General features: G+C 57.2%; 21 protein-coding genes and 1 riboswitch. Of the genes, 16 read left to right on the forward strand and 5 right to left on the reverse strand.

Translation table 11 applies throughout. From position 1 onward, the window contains the following. Positions 1 to 311 precede the first annotated feature (311 nt). Entirely contained in the window at positions 312 to 1535 is a 1224-nt protein-coding gene (locus OKC27_RS20725) for an MFS transporter (RefSeq protein ID WP_182939461.1), read from the reverse strand. Between the two features lie 95 nt (positions 1536 to 1630). Here OKC27_RS20725 and OKC27_RS20730 point away from each other — a divergent pair, with 95 nt between their 5' ends. Together OKC27_RS20730 and OKC27_RS20735 are read left to right on the forward strand one after the other, a co-directional pair. Then, positions 1631 to 2506 (forward strand): LysR family transcriptional regulator, encoded by an 876-nt coding sequence (locus OKC27_RS20730; RefSeq protein WP_182939462.1) that lies wholly within the window; start codon positions 1631 to 1633, stop codon positions 2504 to 2506. A 63-nt stretch (positions 2507 to 2569) separates the two neighbouring features. Next, a complete protein-coding gene (locus tag OKC27_RS20735) occupies positions 2570 to 3526 on the forward strand; it encodes a LysR substrate-binding domain-containing protein (protein WP_182939463.1) in 957 nt (318 codons plus the stop codon). Positions 3527 to 3607: 81 nt separating this feature from the next. Here the strand turns inward: OKC27_RS20735 and ribA are convergent, their stop codons facing one another. Then, entirely contained in the window at positions 3608 to 4201 is a 594-nt protein-coding gene (ribA, locus tag OKC27_RS20740; protein WP_005337152.1) for a GTP cyclohydrolase II, read from the reverse strand. Positions 4202 to 4449: 248 nt separating this feature from the next. Between ribA and cmk the strand changes: the two genes are divergently transcribed. The 6 genes from cmk to pyrF all read left to right on the forward strand — a co-directional run bounded on the left by cmk (position 4450) and on the right by pyrF (position 9623). Beyond that, a complete protein-coding gene (gene cmk / locus OKC27_RS20745; RefSeq protein ID WP_042057282.1) occupies positions 4450 to 5142 on the forward strand; it encodes a (d)CMP kinase in 693 nt (230 codons plus the stop codon). A 94-nt stretch (positions 5143 to 5236) separates the two neighbouring features. Beyond that, a complete protein-coding gene (rpsA, locus tag OKC27_RS20750; protein ID WP_042013223.1) occupies positions 5237 to 6907 on the forward strand; it encodes a 30S ribosomal protein S1 in 1671 nt (556 codons plus the stop codon). Between the two features lie 92 nt (positions 6908 to 6999). Then, on the forward strand, positions 7000 to 7284 hold the full coding sequence (gene ihfB / locus OKC27_RS20755; protein ID WP_033136607.1) for an integration host factor subunit beta: 285 nt from the start codon (positions 7000 to 7002) through the stop codon (positions 7282 to 7284). A 158-nt stretch (positions 7285 to 7442) separates the two neighbouring features. After that, complete coding sequence (locus OKC27_RS20760) at positions 7443 to 7727, forward strand: LapA family protein (RefSeq protein WP_005337143.1); 285 nt, start codon at positions 7443 to 7445, stop codon at positions 7725 to 7727. A gap of 9 nt (positions 7728 to 7736) precedes the next feature. Continuing rightward, complete coding sequence (gene lapB, locus OKC27_RS20765; protein WP_182939464.1) at positions 7737 to 8903, forward strand: lipopolysaccharide assembly protein LapB; 1167 nt, start codon at positions 7737 to 7739, stop codon at positions 8901 to 8903. A gap of 18 nt (positions 8904 to 8921) precedes the next feature. Then, complete coding sequence (gene pyrF, locus OKC27_RS20770) at positions 8922 to 9623, forward strand: orotidine-5'-phosphate decarboxylase (protein WP_139408995.1); 702 nt, start codon at positions 8922 to 8924, stop codon at positions 9621 to 9623. On the opposite strand, the gene rrtA is transcribed toward pyrF, so the two are convergent. After that, the gene (gene rrtA, locus OKC27_RS20775) at positions 9598 to 10191 is read right to left on the reverse strand and encodes a rhombosortase (protein WP_174219030.1); all 594 of its coding nucleotides are present in this window, start codon (positions 10189 to 10191) and stop codon (positions 9598 to 9600) included. The genes pyrF and rrtA overlap by 26 nt on opposite strands. Here rrtA and OKC27_RS20780 point away from each other — a divergent pair. The 5 genes from OKC27_RS20780 to OKC27_RS20800 all read left to right on the forward strand — a co-directional run bounded on the left by OKC27_RS20780 (position 10190) and on the right by OKC27_RS20800 (position 13078). Further along, on the forward strand, positions 10190 to 10813 hold the full coding sequence (locus OKC27_RS20780) for a tRNA-uridine aminocarboxypropyltransferase (protein ID WP_182939465.1): 624 nt from the start codon (positions 10190 to 10192) through the stop codon (positions 10811 to 10813). The genes rrtA and OKC27_RS20780 overlap by 2 nt on opposite strands. Positions 10814 to 10833: 20 nt before the next feature. Continuing rightward, positions 10834 to 11541, forward strand: a complete 708-nt coding sequence (gene queC, locus OKC27_RS20785) for a 7-cyano-7-deazaguanine synthase QueC (protein WP_182939466.1) — start codon at positions 10834 to 10836, stop codon at positions 11539 to 11541. Positions 11542 to 11602: 61 nt separating this feature from the next. Beyond that, complete coding sequence (gene queE / locus OKC27_RS20790; RefSeq protein WP_182939467.1) at positions 11603 to 12274, forward strand: 7-carboxy-7-deazaguanine synthase QueE; 672 nt, start codon at positions 11603 to 11605, stop codon at positions 12272 to 12274. Position 12275: 1 nt separating this feature from the next. Next, positions 12276 to 12506 (forward strand): DUF3820 family protein, encoded by a 231-nt coding sequence (locus tag OKC27_RS20795; RefSeq protein WP_005337126.1) that lies wholly within the window; start codon positions 12276 to 12278, stop codon positions 12504 to 12506. Continuing rightward, positions 12503 to 13078, forward strand: a complete 576-nt coding sequence (locus tag OKC27_RS20800) for a cob(I)yrinic acid a,c-diamide adenosyltransferase (protein WP_182939468.1) — start codon at positions 12503 to 12505, stop codon at positions 13076 to 13078. The genes OKC27_RS20795 and OKC27_RS20800 overlap by 4 nt, the downstream gene beginning before the upstream one ends. Before the next feature lie 70 nt (positions 13079 to 13148). On the opposite strand, the gene OKC27_RS20805 is transcribed toward OKC27_RS20800, so the two are convergent. Then, the gene (locus OKC27_RS20805; RefSeq protein ID WP_182939469.1) at positions 13149 to 13553 is read right to left on the reverse strand and encodes an H-NS family histone-like protein; all 405 of its coding nucleotides are present in this window, start codon (positions 13551 to 13553) and stop codon (positions 13149 to 13151) included. A 303-nt stretch (positions 13554 to 13856) separates the two neighbouring features. Next, positions 13857 to 14028: riboswitch (Lysine riboswitch) on the forward strand. Between the two features lie 88 nt (positions 14029 to 14116). On the opposite strand from OKC27_RS20805, the gene OKC27_RS20810 reads away from it, so the two are divergent. Next, a complete protein-coding gene (locus tag OKC27_RS20810) occupies positions 14117 to 15697 on the forward strand; it encodes a Na+/H+ antiporter NhaC family protein (protein WP_075112870.1) in 1581 nt (526 codons plus the stop codon). Positions 15698 to 15788: 91 nt separating this feature from the next. Beyond that, positions 15789 to 16370, forward strand: coding sequence for a thymidine kinase (locus tag OKC27_RS20815; RefSeq protein WP_005351181.1), 582 nt, complete (start codon positions 15789 to 15791; stop codon positions 16368 to 16370). 78 nt (positions 16371 to 16448) lie between these two features. Here OKC27_RS20815 and OKC27_RS20820 read toward each other — a convergent pair whose 3' ends face one another. Further along, complete coding sequence (locus tag OKC27_RS20820) at positions 16449 to 17786, reverse strand: flavohemoglobin expression-modulating QEGLA motif protein (protein ID WP_182939470.1); 1338 nt, start codon at positions 17784 to 17786, stop codon at positions 16449 to 16451. A 158-nt stretch (positions 17787 to 17944) separates the two neighbouring features. Here OKC27_RS20820 and OKC27_RS20825 point away from each other — a divergent pair, with 158 nt between their 5' ends. Beyond that, the gene (locus OKC27_RS20825; protein WP_082628315.1) at positions 17945 to 18400 is read left to right on the forward strand and encodes a YbjN domain-containing protein; all 456 of its coding nucleotides are present in this window, start codon (positions 17945 to 17947) and stop codon (positions 18398 to 18400) included. The last annotated feature ends 167 nt before the right edge of the window (positions 18401 to 18567 follow it).

Raw genomic sequence — 18567 nt, forward strand, 5'->3', positions numbered from 1 at the left:
CCCCCAAGTTGAACGCTGTCAGCCTAAGTATGAAACTGACCGCGCAGGGAGGGGGCGTCCATCACATCACTACATTGGCCTGCGGGTGCCTGCCTGCGGCGGTGTCGTGGAACCGCCGCTCGATGCTCTTGTGGCCAAGCTTTTTGCTAGCTTGCAGGAAAGTGCTGGGGGCGACAAAGGGGGCTAGAAGGATCGGTCAATGGATCCTTAAATGATCGGCATTATCACCGTGTGACACCTTTTGCTATCTGGCGGTGCTTGGCCGCGAGATGGTTATCTAATTGTGCGTGAGCCTGTTTGCGCGGAGCCCCTTACCCGTGCCGGTGGGGTTGCTGGGTGGGCAGTGGCGATTCTGTTTGTTGCTTGAGACGACCAAGCCAGAGGCTCAAGCCCACCGTCAGGATGAGGACCAGTTCAATTCCCATGACCAACCCGCCCAGCTCGCCCCGTTCCCAGAACGGGTGCAAGTAAAGCCCACCCAGACTGGCTCCCAGATAGTAGGCCACCAGATAGAGGGAGGATGCGAGGGCCCGGTTGTGTTCGACATGATGACCGACCCAGGCACTGGCACAGGCGTGTGCCAGGAAAAAACCGAAGCTGGAGACCAGCAAGCCGCTCAGGATCCCGAGCAGACTGCCCTGCAGCAGCCACAGACTGCCGATGGCCATCAGCGCGATCCCGACCAGCAGCATGCGTTGTGCCCCCCAGCGGTTGGCGAAACGGCCGCTCAGGGAGGAGGCCACGGTCCCCGAAAGATAGGTGAGAAACAGCATGCCGAGCCATTGAGTGGGCAGGGAGAAGGGGGGCTTGGCCAGCAAGAAGGTGAGGTAGCTGAACTGGTTCAGAAACACCATAAAGTTGAGGCCGCCAATCAGATAGGCCCCTACCAGCAAGGGGTTGGTCAGGTGTTGCTGCAAGGCGCGGACAAATTGACCACGAACGGGGGCGCTCGCCACAAAGCGGGTCTGAGGGGGCAGCAGCCAGAAGACCAGCGGCAACAGCGACAGGCTGATAACACCAATCCCCAGAAAGGTATGCTGCCAGTCGCCAAACCAGCCCGCCAGCAGGCCACCGACCACCCGACCGGCAATGCCACCGAGGGAGTTGGCGGCAATATAGACCCCTACCGCCGAGAGCAGCGCCCGTTTGCTGAACTCTTCCCCCATATAAGCAATCGCAGTGGCTGGTAACCCGGCCAGCAGCGCCCCCTGCAGGATGCGCAGCAATAGCAGGGAGCTGAACTGCTCAACCAGCGGGATCAACAACGAGAGCAGGATTGCCAAGGTGAGGGTGCCCAGCATGACCTGCCGACGGCCATGGCGATCCGCCAGTCTGGCGCAGATCAGCAGGGAGGCGGCGAGGCCTGCGGTACAGCCTGCCAGGGTCCAGCTGGCCGAGAGGGAGTTGACCGAGAAGACCTCGGCAATCAGGGGTAACAGGGGGTGGGTCTGGTAGAGGTTCAGAAACACCAGAAAAGAGCCCAGGCTGAGGGCCAGGGTTGCACGTATCCACTCGCGACTTCCGACTTCAATCATTGCGTATTGTCCTGACAGCTTTTGGTCAGGGTAGAGTCCTTGCTGTTATAAATATAATATATTTAAGTTATCTATCTCATAAGACAAATTGATGCATGGATCTGAAACAGCTCACCTATCTGCTGGCGGTCAGGGATACCGGTTCGTTTACCAAGGCTGCCAACAGCCTGCATGTGGCACAACCTGCCATCAGCATGGCCATCGCCAAACTGGAGCAGCAGCTCGAGTTGCGGCTGTTTGATCGGCAGGACCGTGCGGTACGGCTCACCCCGGAGGGGGAGGTGCTCTGTCGTCATGCCGAGCGCCTGTTGCTGCAAATGCATCAGGCCGAGGCTGAGATGGCCGAACTGAAGGGGTTGGAGCGAGGGGAGGTGCGGATCGGGATCCCCTATATGATGGGTTCCTACTATTTTCCCCCTCGTCTGATGGCCTTCAAGCATCGCTATCCCGGGCTCAAGATCCGGGTCGAAGAGGCCGGTACCCGCGAGCTGCTCAGCCGGATGGTGGATGGCTCCCTCGATCTGGCCATCCTCATCACCAGTGATCTGCCGCCCGCCATCGAGGGGGCACATCTGCTAAGCGAAGAGATGTTGATGGTTGTAGGGGATGATCACCCCCTGCGCGGCGAACCGGCCGTGACCCTCTCGCAGTTTTTTGCTCAGGAGTTGGCGCTGTTTCGCCGCGGTTTCTATCACCGGGAGCATATGGAGGCGCTGGCCCAGAGCCTGGGCGTCGAACCCGATATCGCCTTCGAGAGCAATCTCATCCCTCTGCTCAAGGCCGTGGTGCGGCAAGGCTTTGCGGTGACCACCTTCTTGCGGATGGTGCTGGAAGAGGAACCGGATCTGAGTGGTGTGCCCTTCGACCCGCCCATCTATCTCGATCTCTGTGTGGCGTGGCGGCGTGGCGATCCGCTCTCCATGGCCAACCGTGCTTTGCGCGATTTCCTGCTCAAGGAGCGCCCGGCCTGATGGCGGCGGGCCCTTGCAGAAAGTTTGTTACTATTAATGGTGGGTTCACTTGAGGGCTACACCATGAAACTGCAGCAATTGCGCTATATCGTCGAGGTGGCGAACCACAGGCTGAATCTGTCGGCCACCGCCGAGAGCCTCTTTACCTCCCAGCCCGGGATCAGCAAACAGGTGCGGATGCTGGAGGATGAACTGGGGATCCAGATCTTCGAGCGCAGTGGCAAACACCTGACCCAGATCACCCCCATCGGTCGGGATGTGATCAAAGTGGCCGCCGAGGTGCTGGACAAGGTGGCCACCATCAAGGTGATGGCCAGGCAGCATGTGCATCCTGAGCAGGGAACCCTCACCATTGCTGCCACCCATCTGCAGGCTCGCTATATTCTGCCTGCCATCCTCAAGGGATTCATGGCCCGCTTTCCCAAAGTCTCGGTGACGGTTATGCAGGGGAGTGCGGCGCAGTGCCGCGCAGCCGTGCATGATGGCGCTGCCAATCTGCTGCTTGCCGATGATCTGGAGGAAGGGAGCGATCTGCTGATACTGCCCTGTTTTCAGTGGCAACGGGGCTTGGTGCTGCCAAAGGATCATCCGTTGGCCAAAGCGACATCGCTGACCCAGGCCGAGCTGGTCGAGTTTGCCCTGGTGACTGACGGAAGGGCTCTCTCCACTACTCAGGGCTCTGATTGCGCTCATGCCGAGAGCCGTATCGCCTGTTGTGCGAGCGACAGCGATGTGCTCAAGACCTATGTCAGACAAGGGATGGGCATCGGGGTGATGGCAACCTTTGCCTGGGAGCTCCAGCGCGATGGGGATCTGCTGCTCAAGGCTGTGCCCTGGCTACCTGGTGGTGTGGCCGCTATCGGGTTACGCAGAGGGGCGTTTTTGTGCGGCTATCTGTATGACCTGATTGCACGTCTCGCGCCGCAATTGACCCGGGAGCAGGTCGACCAATGCTGTGCTGCCCGCACTGGCGAAGAGCTTGATGCACTGCTGGCCAATCTGACCGTGCCAGTGCGATAGCCTGGGTCGGTATGTGACTGTCTCAAGAAAAACGCCTCCGAATTGGAGGCGTTTGACTATCTGGCATTCGTCAATGCAGGCTCACTTCTTCAGCATGTGATCCAGCTTGTTGGCCTTGGTAGACAGATAGAACTCGTTGTGGGGATTGCGCCCTTCCTGCAACGGCACCCGTTCGGCCACCGGAATGCCAAAGGATTCCATCGCCTTCATCTTGCGCGGGTTGTTGGTCATCAGTTTGAGTGACTTGACCTCAAGCTGCTTGAGCATATCGGCGCAGATGGTGTAATCGCGCATGTCGGCGGCGAAACCCAGGGCCACGTTGGCCTCAACGGTATCGGCACCCTGATCCTGCAGGTGATAGGCACGGATCTTGTTGAGCAAACCGATGCCACGGCCCTCTTGACGCACATACAACAACACGCCACGACCCGCCTTGGCGATATTTTCCATGGCGGCCTGCAACTGGAAACCGCAGTCACAACGCAGGCTGAACAGGGCGTCGCCGGTCAGGCACTCTGAGTGGATCCGGCCCAGCACGGGCTCTTCACCGGTAATGTCGCCCATCACCAGTGCGGCGTGATCCTTGCCAGTGCCGGTTTCCTGAAAACCTACCAGCGTGAAGGTGCCCCAGGGGGTTGGCAATTTTGATTTGGCCACGAGGGTAACGCTGCTCATAGGTTGCTCCTTACTGCTAACGGCTCAAAAAAGGGGGCCAGTTTAGCGCGCCTTGTCGGCAACGACCATAAGAACAAGTCCCTGCATTGCTTAATGAAATGTCCAAGTAAGAGACAAGCACAACTGCCCGCCGTGGTTTTGGTCCTTTGTGCGGATTGATGACTGCCAGGCTCACCACATTCGGGTATAATCGGCGCCCATTAACCCACCCCCTCGGGATGGGAGCAACACAGTGCAGGAGAGAAGTTATGCCTCAGATGGCCCCCGTGATGACAATTGATGGCCCCAGTGGCGCAGGAAAAGGCACCTTGTGTCAGCTGCTCGCCGAGAAGCTGGGTTGGCACTTGCTGGACTCGGGCGCCATCTATCGGGTGTTGTCCCTGGCCGCTCTGCATCACGATGTAGCGCTGGACAGTGAAGCCTCATTAGTACCGCTGGCCGCCAATCTGGATGTGCAATTTCAGGTTGAAGGGGATCTGGTCAAGGTGATCCTGGAAGGGGAAGATGTCTCGCGCACCATCCGCACCGAAGAGGTGGGCAATGCCGCCAGTAAAATCGCCGCCTTCCCTCGGGTACGCGAAGCCTTGCTGCGCCGTCAACGGGCATTTCGTCAGGCTCCGGGTCTGATCGCTGATGGTCGCGACATGGGCACCGTGGTTTTTCCCGAGGCCGAGGTGAAGATTTTCCTCGACGCCAGCGCCGAAGAACGGGCCCAGCGCCGCTATAAGCAGTTGCAAGATAAGGGCTTTGATGTTAACTTTGAGCGTCTTTTAACCGAGATCCGGGAACGTGACGATCGCGACAGAAATCGCGCTACTGCGCCCCTGAAACCGGCAGAAGATGCTCTGGTGGTAGACTCTACCGCCATGACCATAGATGACGTGCTGGCAACAGTGCTCGCCTATGCAGAGCAACAACTTGGTGATGCCAGCGCAAGCTGACACCCGGTCGTCTGCACCAAGGATGGCGCAGATTATTTAAAACAGCCCCGCTTGCGCCGGATTGCAAGTGGATGTTTCATTTGTGACATAAACAATGATCGAATCTTTTGCTCAACTCTTTGAAGAGTCCCTGAACGCCGTTGAAACCCGTCAAGGTTCCATCGTCAAGGGTACTGTCGTTGCTATCGAGAACGGTTTCGTACTGGTTGACGCCGGTCTGAAATCCGAGTCCGCTATTCCGGCTGAAGAATTCAAGAACGCCATGGGCGAGCTGGAAATCAACGTCGGCGATACCGTTGATGTGGCTCTGGACTCTATCGAAGATGGTTTCGGCGAAACCAAGCTGTCCCGCGAAAAAGCCAAGCGCCACGAAGCCTGGCTGCAGCTTGAGAAGGCATACGAAGAGCAAGCTACCGTTATCGGTATCATCAACGGCAAGGTCAAGGGTGGTTTCACCGTTGAACTGAACGGCATCCGTGCCTTCCTGCCGGGTTCTCTGGTTGACGTGCGTCCGATCCGTGACACCGCTCACCTGGAAAACAAAGAACTCGAGTTCAAAGTCATCAAGCTGGACCAGAAGCGCAACAACGTTGTTGTTTCCCGTCGTGCCGTGATCGAGACCGAGAATACCTCCGAGCGTGAAAGCCTGCTGGCTAACCTGCAAGAAGGTCAAGAAGTTAAGGGTATCGTCAAGAACCTGACCGACTACGGTGCATTCGTAGATCTGGGCGGTGTTGACGGCCTGCTGCACATCACCGACATGGCGTGGAAGCGCGTTAAGCATCCTTCCGAAATCGTCAACGTTGGCGACGAGATCGCTGTCAAGGTTCTGAAGTTCGACCGCGAGCGTACCCGTGTATCCCTGGGTCTGAAGCAGCTGGGCGAAGATCCCTGGGTTGCTATCGCCAAGCGTTACCCGGAGACCACCCGTCTGTCTGGCCGCGTGACCAACCTGACCGACTACGGCTGCTTCGTTGAAATCGAAGAAGGCGTTGAAGGCCTGGTACACGTATCCGAGATGGATTGGACCAACAAGAACATCCACCCGTCCAAAGTTGTTAACGTTGGCGACGTGGTTGACGTGATGGTTCTGGACATCGACGAAGAGCGTCGTCGTATCTCCCTGGGTCTGAAGCAGTGCAAATCCAACCCGTGGCAGCTGTTTGCCGAAACTCACGCCAAAGGCGACCGTGTTTCCGGCAAGATCAAGTCCATCACTGACTTCGGTATCTTCATCGGTCTGGATGGCGGCATCGACGGTCTGGTTCACCTGTCTGACATCTCCTGGAACAACCAGGGCGAAGAAGCCGTGCGTGAATTCAAGAAAGGCGACGAGATCGAAGCCGTTGTTCTGCAAGTGGATCCGGAGCGTGAGCGCATCTCCCTGGGTGTCAAGCAGATCGAAGAAGACCCGTTCAACAAGTACCTGGCTGACAACAAGAAAGGTGCTATCGTGAAGGGTAAGGTTACCGAGGTTGATGCCAAAGGTGCCGTTATCGAACTGGCTGACGGCGTAGAAGGCTACCTGCGTGCCTCCGACGCTGCTCGTGACCGCGTAGAAGACGCCACTCTGGTGCTGTCTGTTGGTGACGAAGTAGAAGCTAAATTCATGGGCGTTGATCGTAAGAACCGCACCGTAAGCCTGTCTGTCCGTGCTAAGGACGAGGCTGATGAGCGTGTTGCTATCGATAGCCTGAACCAACAAGAAGAAGTTGTGTTCAGCAATGCTATGATGGAAGCGTTCAAAGCCGCCAAGGGTGAGTAATCCTTGATGCAAGAAAAGGGCGGCATTGCGCCGCCCTTTTTTATCCTGGCAAAATGAATATTGCATGTGATCGGGGAAGGAGATTTAACGTTATGACCAAATCAGATCTCATCGAACAACTGGCATCCAGCCGCATGCATATGCCGGCCAAGGATGTCGAAGCCGCCATCAAGGAGATCCTTGAACAGATGGCGTCGACCTTGCAAAACGGCGACCGGATTGAAATCCGCGGATTTGGCAGTTTTTCACTGCACTATCGTGCGCCCCGTGTGGGACGCAACCCCAAGACCGGGGACAAGGTTGAACTGACCGGGAAATATGTCCCGCACTTCAAACCTGGCAAAGAGTTGCGCGAGCGCGTCAACATCATTGAATAATGCAGAAATGGGCATACCTCGGGTATGCCTTTTTTGTTTTTGGCGCCTATTCCTGTGCCAATCGTCTTGTTTCTTAAACTCTTTTCCCATTCACTCTAGAGTCTGCCTGCGATTTTAAGGATAATCAGCCTCTCATTAGATACTGACAGGGAGCTCTTATGAAGCGTATTTTGGCCCTCATTCCGCTGGTGCTGGTGTTTGTTCTGACCCTGGCCCTGGGTTCACAAAATGGCCAGCTGGTTCAGTTCAATTACCTGATTGCTCAGGGCGAGTTTTCACTTGCCATGTTGTTGGGCTTCTTCTTCGCTGGTGGTTTTTTGCTGGGCTGGCTGGTATTTGGCCTGCTGTTCCTGCGCCTGAAAATGCAAAACCGCACCCTCAACCGCACCATGCGTCGTCAATCCCGCGAGTTGGAGCTGGCCCGGTCACCGGGTAAGGAATAATGTTCCTCAATGCTTGAACTGCTTTTCCTGCTGTTGCCCATCGCTGCCGGTTATGGCTGGTACATGGGGCGCAGGAGTGTTCGCCAGGACACCCAGAAACAGAGTAACCAGTTTTCCCGCCAGTATGTGGCGGGCCTCAACTATTTGCTGTCCGATGAATCCGACAAGGCGGTGGATCTCTTTATCCAGCTGCTTGAGGTGGACAGTGAAACCATCGAAACACACCTCTCCCTCGGCAACCTGTTTCGCCAGCGCGGGGAGGTCGATCGTGCCATCAAGATCCACCAGAATCTGGTGACCCGCCAACTGACCCGGGAGCAGCGCCAGCTGGCCTTGCAGGAGCTGGCTCGCGACTTTCTGGCTGCCGGTTTGCTAGACCGTGCTGAAGCGCTCTGGAATGAGCTGTGTGACGATAGCGATTTTGAAGAGACGGCGCTGGCACAGCTGTTGATCATCCACCAGCAGTTGCGGGATTGGGACAAGGCCATCGATGTGGCGATTCGTCTGCAAAAATTCCAGGGCAAGAAGCTGGCCGACCCCATTTCCCATTTCTATTGCGAGCAAGCCGAGATCGCGCTGCGCGACGGCAATAAAGGGGAGGGGCTGGCCAAGCTCAAACGGGCGCTCACCATCAATCCGGCATGTGCCCGAGCCAGTTTGCGTCTTGCTGAGCTCGCCATGGCAGAGGGGGAGTATGAGCAGGCCAGCAAGGAGCTGCTGCGGGTGTTCGAGCAGGATATCGACTTTGCGTCCGAGGCAATGCCCAAATTGCTCGAGTGTTATCAGCAGTTGGACCGCACGCCTGCGTTGATCCCGCTGCTTGAAAAGGCGGTGGAAGATCACGCCGGTGTTAGCGTGACCCTGGCCCTTGCCAAGCTGGTTGAAGAGCGTGATGGCCTGAGCCAGGCCCGTTCACTGGTGCTGCGTCAGCTGCGTCGTCATCCGTCGATGAAAGGTTTTTACCAGTTGGTGGGTTTTCAGCTGGCCAGTGCGGAGGAGGGGCCTGCCAAGGAGAGCCTCGAACTGCTGCAACAGCTGGTCGGCGAGCAGATCAAAATCAAGTCAACCCACAAGTGTCGGCAGTGCGGCTTTGCCACTCACTCGCTGTTCTGGCAGTGCCCATCTTGTCGTCAGTGGGGTTCCATCAAGCCGATCCGTGGTCTGGACGGTGAATAACAAGCAATAGGATGTGAGATGCAAGATCCCAAAGTACTGGTAGCGCTGGATTATCAGCACGAGGCAGATGCCTTAGCGTTCGTTGAACGTATCTCTCCGGCCCAGTGCCGTCTCAAGGTAGGCAAGGAGATGTTTACCCTGTTTGGCCCGCAGTTTGTACGCCAGCTGGTGGCCAAGGGATTCGATGTCTTTCTGGATCTGAAGTTTCACGATATTCCCAATACCGTTGCCAAAGCCGTGGCAGCCAGTGCCGAGCTCGGTGTGTGGATGGTCAACGTGCATGCCAGTGGTGGTGAGCGGATGATGCGTGCCGCCAAAGAGGCGCTGCTGCCTTATGGCGACAAGGCGCCCCTGCTGATTGGTGTGACCGTGCTGACCAGCATGGAGCAGTCCGATATGATCCCCCTCGGTCTGGATGTGAGCCCGGCCGAGCAGGTGATCCGGCTGGCTACCCTGACCAAGACCTCCGGTCTGGATGGGGTGGTTTGCTCTGCCAACGAGGCCCATGAGCTGAAAGCCTTGCTGGGCGTCGATTTCAAGCTGGTGACCCCGGGTATTCGCCCGACCGGTTCAGCGGCGGGGGATCAACGCCGGGTGATGACACCCAAAGCGGCGGTCGAGGCGGGTGCCGATTATCTGGTTATCGGTCGCCCCATTACCCAGGCTGCCGATCCGGCTGCCATGCTGGCCAGTATCAATGCCGAGCTGGCTGGTGCGTAACAGGCTCACTCAGTGAAACACGGTGCAGGCCGAGCAACAGGCCTGCACCGGCCCCGATAAGATGAGAGCCGATGTGTACCCTGGCATTGATCAGGGTGGAGATCGGGCTCTCTCCTGCGTTGTAGAAGTCCATCACCAGCTTGAGCCCCATCCCTGCCAGCAGCAGCCAGCCCGATGTGCGGCGTCCGTGGCGGATATCCTGCATCGCCCCCCAGACAAACAGGCCATGCAGCGAGCCGGATAGCCCCATGTACCACTGGGTCTGCGGGCACCACCACCAGATCCCCAAGCCCACTGCCAGCCAGAGCAGCAACATCAGCAGCGGCAGGCGGGCCTGACCCAGGTAGTCGCGAAACAGGCTATAGAGAATGGCGAGGCCACTTAGATTGAGCAGCAGATGCCACAGATTGGTATGGGCCAGATTGCCTGTTATGATCCGCCACCCTTCGCCACCTGCGATCAAGGGCCGATCGAAGGAGAGCTGAAGATTGGGAACGGTAAAGAAGAGTAGCAAGCTGGTGAGAGAGAGCGTGATAACCCAGAGCAATCCAGATTTGTCTGACAACATGAAACAGTCCAACGACAAGAACAGTCGATACTGTACACGTTGCACCCGAGCCCTCAAAGCCTGCCTGTGCGATTATATTGTGCCGGTTGACAATCACACGCCCCTCTACATCCTGCAGCACCCCAACGAGGTGGCACATCCCAAGGGCACCGCGGCGCTGCTGGCGGCCTCTTTGCAACAGTGCGAGATCCATGTGGGAGAGGACTTTTCCCGTGATGAGTGGCTGAGCGGGCTGCTCGCCGATCCTTCCCGTCGCTGCTATCTACTCTGGCCGGATGAGGACGCCATTTCGCTGACCGAACTTCGCCAACAGCGGGAGAGTGAGTCCTCTGACTCGGCCGCCGTTGCTTTTATCTTGCTCGACGGCACCTGGCGCAAAGCTTATCGCATGTTGCAGAGCAATCCGGCACTGGCCCACTTGCCTCGCATCGGCATTGGTGCCATTGCCGGTCAATATGCCATTCGCAAGAAACCCTTTCCCGAAGCCCTCTCTACCATAGAGGCGGGCTATCACCTCTTGTCCCGGTGGGAGGCGAGGCCGGAGCACTATGCGCCCTTGCTGACCCTGTTTAACCGGTTGAATACTCAGTGGCAGGACTTTGCCGAAGGCCGCCGCGCGTGACATTTGAAGGAGTTATCAAGATGAAAAAAACAGTCGTGGTTTTCAGTGGCGGTCAGGACAGCACCACCTGTCTGGTACAGGCATTGGCTCAGTATGATGAAGTACACGCCATCACCTTCGACTATGGCCAGCGCCATCGGGAAGAGATCGACACCGCGCGCCGTCTGGGCAGTGCGCTGGGGATTGCCGCCCACAAGGTGATGGATGTGACGCTGCTCAATGAGCTGGCGGTCTCTGCCCTGACCCGTGACGACATCCCGGTCAGCTGCGAGCTGCAGGATAACGGATTGCCCAACACCTTCGTGCCGGGCCGCAATATCCTGTTCCTGACGCTGGCCTCCATCTATGCCTATCAGGTGGGTGCTGAAGCGGTGATCACCGGTGTCTGCGAGACCGATTTTTCCGGCTATCCCGATTGCCGTGACGAGTTCGTCAAGGCCCTCAATCAGGCTGTCTCGCTCGGGCTGGGTCGCGGCATCCGTTTTGACACTCCCTTGATGTGGCTCGACAAGGCCGAGACCTGGGCACTGGCGGATCACTATGGTCACCTCGACACGGTGCGCCAGCAGACCCTGACCTGCTACAACGGCATTGCCGGTGACGGTTGCGGCACGTGTCCGGCTTGCGAGCTGCGCAGTCGCGGCCTGAATAACTATCTGGCCGACAAGGCGGGCATCATGACCAGGCTGTTTGAGAAAACCGGGCTGGGCGAGAAAAGCGCAGAGTGAGCCTGCGTCTTGTCGTGGCTTGGGGTATAATCCGCGACTTTTGCAACAAGCCGTGATCGAGATGCACTACCCAATCAACGAGATTTTCCAGACCATCCAGGGGGAGGGCATCTTTACCGGCCTGCCCGCCATCTTTGTTCGCCTGCAGGGTTGCCCGGTGGGCTGCCCCTGGTGCGATACCCGTCATACCTGGGTTGTTGATCCGGCTCGTGAAGTAGGTAAAGAGGCGGTGCTGGATCGCTCCAACGAATCCGATTGCTGGAGCCAACTCAGCACCGCGCAGATCATCGCCAGCTTTAGCGAGCTGGGTTATCAGGCGCGCCATGTGGTGATCACCGGTGGCGAGCCCTGCCTCTACGATCTGCACGAACTCTCGTCAGCCCTGCTGGCGGCGGGTTATCAGGTGCAGATTGAAACCAGTGGTACCAGCGAGATCAAGACCCATGAGCAGACCTGGGTCACTGTTTCCCCCAAGATTGGCATGAAAGGGGGGCTGCCTGTGCTGGTCTCTGCGCTGGAGCGGGCCAACGAGATCAAGCATCCGGTGGCCACCGAGCACCATATTGAAGAGCTGGATGCGCTGCTCGCTACCGCGACCCTGCGCCCGGATGTGGTCATTGCCTTGCAGCCGATTAGCCAGAAGCCAAGGGCCACCCAATTGGCGATGGATACCTGTATCGCGCGTAACTGGCGACTCTCAATCCAGACTCATAAATATCTGGATATCGATTAATATGGATTGGCTCTCCGACGAACAGGTGCTGCTGACGCTGACTAACAAGATGCCTTACGGTAAATATCAGGGGCGGCGTATCATCGATATTCCAGAGCCCTATCTGGTGTGGATGGCGCGCAGCGGTTTTCCGGCGGGTAAATTGGGCCAGACGCTGGCGCTGGCTTACGAGATCAAACTCAATGGACTCGAGTCCATGATTATTCCCATTATTAACAGGATGTCGGTATGAGAATATATACGAGGCAGGGCGACAAGGGCATGACCCGGCTGGCCGATGGTATCCAGTTGCCCAAGGATCATTTGCGGGTCGAGACCTACGGTTATATCGATGAGCTCAACTCCCATATTGGCTTGCTGATTTGTGATGTGCCGTCGCAAGAGGTCGGCTTATTGGCTGATTTGCAGCTGTTGCAACAGGAGTTGTTTGATCTGGGGGGCGAGTTGGCATTCTCCAGCGATGCCCAGAATGAATCGATTTGGCAGGTTAATGCCGCCTGGACCACTCGCCTTGAACAGCAGATAGATCGTTATAGCGAGCCATTGCCACCGCTGCGCCAATTTATATTGCCCGGTGGTTCCCGTGCAGCGGCGCAAGCGCATGTGGTGCGAACTTTGGTGCGTCATTGCGAGCGCTTGCTGCTGACATTGAGCCGGGAAGAGCGGGTTAATCCCGAGGTTCTGCCCTATCTGAACCGGATGAGTGACTGGTTCTTTACCGTTGCCCGCTACCTCATCTGCGTGGCAGGAGCGCGTGAAGTGCTGTGGGTAAAGGCTGCAGATCGCCCGCAATTGGCTATCTGATATTTCACGTTTAAGCGGCAATAAAAAACCTCGCCTTGACGAGGTTTTTTTATTCGCAACACAAAAGCTGTCAGATAGCAAAATCTTCCAGTGATTTGCCTGCTGCCACCGCACTGGCAATGGCCGAAGGCATACGGCCCTGGCCGGTCCAGGTTTTCTCTACACCATTATCCTGATAGCGATATTTGGCCGGACGTGGCGCGCGTTTGGCTTTTTCTGATTTGCCGGTGGCGGTGGCGACAACGCTTACCAATTCTGCCGGATCAATACCGGCGGCTTTCAGCATTTCGCTATATTCATTAATTTTCCGCAGATGCTCTTCACGGGCCTGACGCTCGGCAGCTTCATCCTGCTGACGTTCAGCAACGATAGCAGAGAGTTTTTCCAGTGCCTCTTCCAGTTGTTCCAGAGAAAGTTCGCGGCAGGTCGCACGCAGACTGCGGATATTAAGCAGTACCTTTAAAAATTCATTCATAGGAGTTACCACGTCGAGTCAGAGAAAAATATTATGTTCCAGCTGATTCTTGCTTGGCGATTTAAATAAGTCAAGCTGGGTTAAATATTATATCCGTGGCGATCATCAATGCAGATATTTAATATTGCCAGCAATAGGGAACAGGGGTTGGATGCCAATGAAACCACAGTAGGTGAAAATAGCGTCAAAGCTGGCGTTGCTGCATCATTTGACTACCATTTTCCGACGTTGATATGTTTATCATGACTATTTAATCAAAAAACTTGCTATAAGCTGCCATCTCGATAAAATGCTTGGCGAATACCTTTAAGTAGAGGCGCGCTGCCTATGAGTATTTGTGCGGAGGGTGATGCCTGTGATGCACAAGGAAAGGAGTCAGCGCCGAAGTGGCCAGGCCATCATACCGGGCTGCTGGTTCTGCATCTAATAGGTGCAGGACTGCCATAGTCATCCACTATGGAGCGCTACCTGAAGGGGCTGAGGAGTATGACCTCCCCATAGGTTTTGTTTCTTTAGATCCTCTCGGTAGATCTCCACCTGTAATCTTTAGGTGCAAAGAGATCATGGACATTAGTCATTTCGCCGACTCCGGTTGGTCCGTACTTCCCCCTCTGTTGGCTGTTGCGCTGGCGATCCTGACCCGCCGCGTACTGTTGTCCCTTGGTGTGGGCATCGTCACCGGCAGTCTGCTGCTCAATCATTTTTCCCCCCTCGACTCCCTGCATTACATGTTGAATACCGTGCTCAAGATCTTCTGGGTCGATGGCGCGCTCAACCGTGACAACGTCAACATGATCCTGTTTATGCTGCTGCTGGGTGGCCTCATCAGCCTGATGAGCGTCTCCGGGGCGACCCGTGCCTTTGCCGAGTGGGCCGAGCGTCGTGCCAAGACCCGCAAGGGTGCCAAAGCGCTGACCGGCATGATGGTGTTTGCCTTCTTTATCGATGACTTCTTCCACAGCCTGTCGGTGGGGGCCATCTGCCGTCCGGTCACCGACCGCTTCCAGATTTCCCGCGCCAAACTGGCCTATCTGCTGGACTCCACCGCGGCGCCGGTCTGCGTGCTGATGCCCATCTCCTCCTGGGGCGCTTATATCATCGCCCTGGTTGGCGGCATCATGGCGGCCCACGGTCTGACCGAACAGAGCCCCATCGCGGCGTTTGTCGAGATGATCCCGATGAACCTTTACGCCGTCTTCACCCTGATCATGGTGTTGGTGGTGATCGCCTGTCAGCTCGATATCGGCCCGATGCGCCAACACGAAGAGTGGGCGCTGGAAGGCAAGCTGTGGGATGAGTCCAAGGGCCGCCCCATCGGTCTGGATATGGAGAGCCCGGAGGAGAGCAACGGCGGCATGATTGACATGGTCTTGCCGATCCTGACCCTGACCGCGGCCACCATCTATTTCATGATCGATTCCGGTGCTGCGGTGCTGAGCGAGAAAGGGCTGCCGTTTAGCGTGCTCGGTTCGTTCGAAAACACCAACGTCGGCTCTTCGCTGGTCTACGGTGCCCTGTGCAGTCTGGTGGTCTCCATCGGTCTGGCCATGCGCTTGAAGCTGGGTGCCAAGAACTGGATCAAGGCGGCTCCGCAAGGTGTCATGGCCATGCTGCCGGCCATCAACATCCTGCTGTTCGCCTGGACCATCGGCGCCGTGGTACGCGATGTGGAGACCGGCAAGTACCTGGCTTCGCTGGCTAACGGCAACCTGCCGATCGAAGTGCTGCCCGCCGTGGTCTTTATCCTCTCCTGTGCCATGGCGTTTGCTACCGGCACCAGCTGGGGCACTTTCGGTATCATGCTGCCGCTGGCCGGTGACATGGCCGCCGCCAGTGACATCAGCCTGATGCTGCCGATGCTGGCTGCGGTACTGGCAGGCTCGGTATTCGGGGATCACAGCTCGCCCATCTCCAGCACCAGCATCCTCTCTGCCACCGGCGCCGGCTGCCATCACATCGATCACGTGATGACCCAGCTGCCCTATGCACTGGCCATCGCCTTCGGTGCGGCTATCGGTTACCTGGCCATGGGTGTGATGCACTCCAGCCTGGCCGGTTTCAGTGTCAGTGCCCTCTGGTTCGTGCTCTTTACCAGCTATCACCTGAAAAAGGCCAAAGCGCGGCCAGCTCTGGCCACCGCGTAACATTTATAGAGCAAGGGGCCCGCGGGCCCCTTGGTTTTGTCGGGGGCTTTGGTTAGCATGCGCCCCATAAATTCAGTTTCGGAACAGTATCATGGCTTCACTGCACTACAAATTTGCCACCATGAATTCAGGCAAATCCACCCAGCTCATTCAGGCACACTTCAACTATCTGGAGCGGGGCATGCATCCTCTGGCGATGACGCCAGCCATCGATGACCGTTTCGGGGTCGGGGTGATCAGTGCCCGGGTTGGCCTTGAGCTGAAGGTGGACGTGTTCAGCGACAGCTGTGATCTGTTTGAGATGGTGAAAGCGCGCCATGCAAAGAAACATATCGATGTCTTCATCGTGGATGAGGCCCAGTTCCTGACCCGTGAGCAGGTCTACCAGCTGGCCCGCATCGTTGATGAACAGGATATTCCGGTGATGGCCTATGGCCTCAAGACCGATTTTCGTGGCGAGCTGTTCCCCGGTTCCTACCATCTGCTCTGTCTGGCCGACAAGTTTGAAGAGTTGAAGAGCATCTGCTGGTGCGGCAACAAGGCCCACATGAACTCCCGGGTCAACGAAGCGGGTCAGGTGATGCGTGATGGCGAACAGGTGGAGATCGGTGGTAACGATCGCTATGTGTCGCTCTGCCGCAAGCACTATCTGGAAGGTCGCGCCTACAAGTAATCCGGCTGCGATATTTGAATAGTCGAGAAGGGCGCCAATCTGGCGCCCTTTTTCTTTCCCAGCTTGGTTCTCTGAGGCTCAGTCGATCTCGATATCCACCGGCGCAATGATGGGATCGGCCACCGGCAGGCGTTGAAACAGCTGGCGAAAATGATGCTGTACCCGGCCGATATCGACCAGCGACATGCCGGAAGCAAAACCGAACCAGACGTAGAGCCCGGTGAGATCGCGAAACATCGGCGGCAGGTAGCGGGGGGCGGCAATCAGCCCCTCCAGATAGTGCTGATAGAGCACCGGAATATCATCCAGCGTCACCTTGCCGACAAACAGCATCGGCAGGATCTCGGGCACCCCTTCCAGCACTGCGCTGCGGATAAAGTTGACCGTCTCCACATAGCCACGCACGTAGGAGAGATCCTTGGTAAAGCAGGCGCCACCGCTCACCATGCCGCCACGAAAGACCCGCTGGGTGATCTTGTAGGCGTCGTGCTCGCTGGTGCCCTGCTGCACGAAGTGCTGAAACACCTCGATAAAATCGGCGCCCCGCTCGGCCATGTCGATGGCCATTACCCGATCGGAGATGCGCTTGGCCCGATCCGGAAAGGAGCTGAAGGTAAGGGTCTCTATCAGGACGGCCAGCCCCTCCTGGCACGCCGTGATCCGCGGTGAACCGGCGCTCAGCCAGGTGGCATAGGGCTGCTGGCGACCGTTGAGGGTGGTGCCGACATGCACCCACCCCTCGTGCACCTCCAGCACCTGCAAGTCCAGCTCGGAGAAACGGGCGTGAGAGTTGAGCTTGATGTAGTCGCCACCGGCTGCGGCGTCGGAGACGATGCCATCGCTCAGCTTCACCTGCACAGTGCCGTCACTGAAGTAGCTCGACAGCTTGCCCTGCAGTTTGGCGACCGCCGCTTCTCCTTCGAACTCCTTGGGGTAGGGGCGCACCAGATGGCGCGCCCCAGGCAGGGAGAAGATGTCACACAGGCGGGAACCCAGCTCCTTGAGGGTCTTGCGATCCCCGCGCAGGTGATCGCTGGCAGAGCCATAGAGCAGTTGGCTGTAACGCTGAAAATCGGGTTGGCCGCGCTGGCGCAGCATCTCGATCACCACCATGTATTGATCGACCGTCTCTTGCAGGATCCGGCCAAGATCGTCCTGCGGCCCCAGCTTTCTGCGGATCCTGTCCCGCAGCTCCTTGAGCTCCAGATACTTGTTGCGCGGATCGAAGCCAAGGGGGAGGGCATCATAGAAGTGCCTGTCGATAGCGGGCAGCTCTCTGCCTCCGCTTGCCAGAAAGCGCTCTTGCAGATGGCGTGGCCATTTGATGGCATCCAGAATACGGATGGGTTTTTGCAGGGCCAGCAGTTCATCCGAGAGGGATTTCAGATGGAGGCGATACTTTTCTTGGATGGTCATGTGGCCCCCTGTGGGGCAAGCGTCGTCGTGGATTTGGCTGAGTATATGCATAGCGCTTGCCAAAAAGAAGCGAGCCGCAGGGTTATCGGGTTGGCGTGCTTTTTGTTGATAGCAAATTGGTTTAGACTGCGCCCCTTGATCTCAATCTTGTCGTGGAAATGATGAATATCCCCAGCTCCGAAATGATAATGCGTTGGTTGCAACAGGCTCGTATCGAGCACTATGTCTGCGACCAGTGTCACGGTATCCACATTGTCTCTTTGCAGTCGGTCGATGGTATTCAGGAGAGCCGGATCTTCGTGGAAGAGGAAGGCCTGCTGTTCTCCTCCGAGCTGGAAGTGCGCCCCTCCGCAATGCTGCCGCTGGTCGCCGAACTGGGCCGACTCAATATGCAGTACCCCTCCCTCAAGGTGTTCCTCGATATCATCGATGACAACCTGCCGCGGCTGGTGGTCGGCCACACCGTCTTTACCAAGGCCGGACTCAGCGTCGAGCAGTTCCTGCTGTTCGTGCAAAGCACCATCGCCGCTACCCACGAACTGGTTGCCGAATGTGAACGTTCCGGCTTCCTCAACCTGGCGGAAATCCAGGTTGCTCCGGAATCTGTGCATTAAGTGTTCGAACGGTTCGCCAGACGAAAAAAGCCGTTGACGCGGGCGGGGCTTTCCCCTAAATTACGCCCCGTTCCAGCGCAACAGCGCAGCGAACACCGTGTTGGCTGAACACGTTAAACCACAGACCAAAATTTGGTGAGGTGTCCGAGTGGCTGAAGGAGCACGCC

It is taken from the genome of Aeromonas sp. QDB62 (genome assembly GCF_027705695.1).
In the GTDB taxonomy this organism is placed as follows: domain Bacteria; phylum Pseudomonadota; class Gammaproteobacteria; order Enterobacterales; family Aeromonadaceae; genus Aeromonas; species Aeromonas allosaccharophila.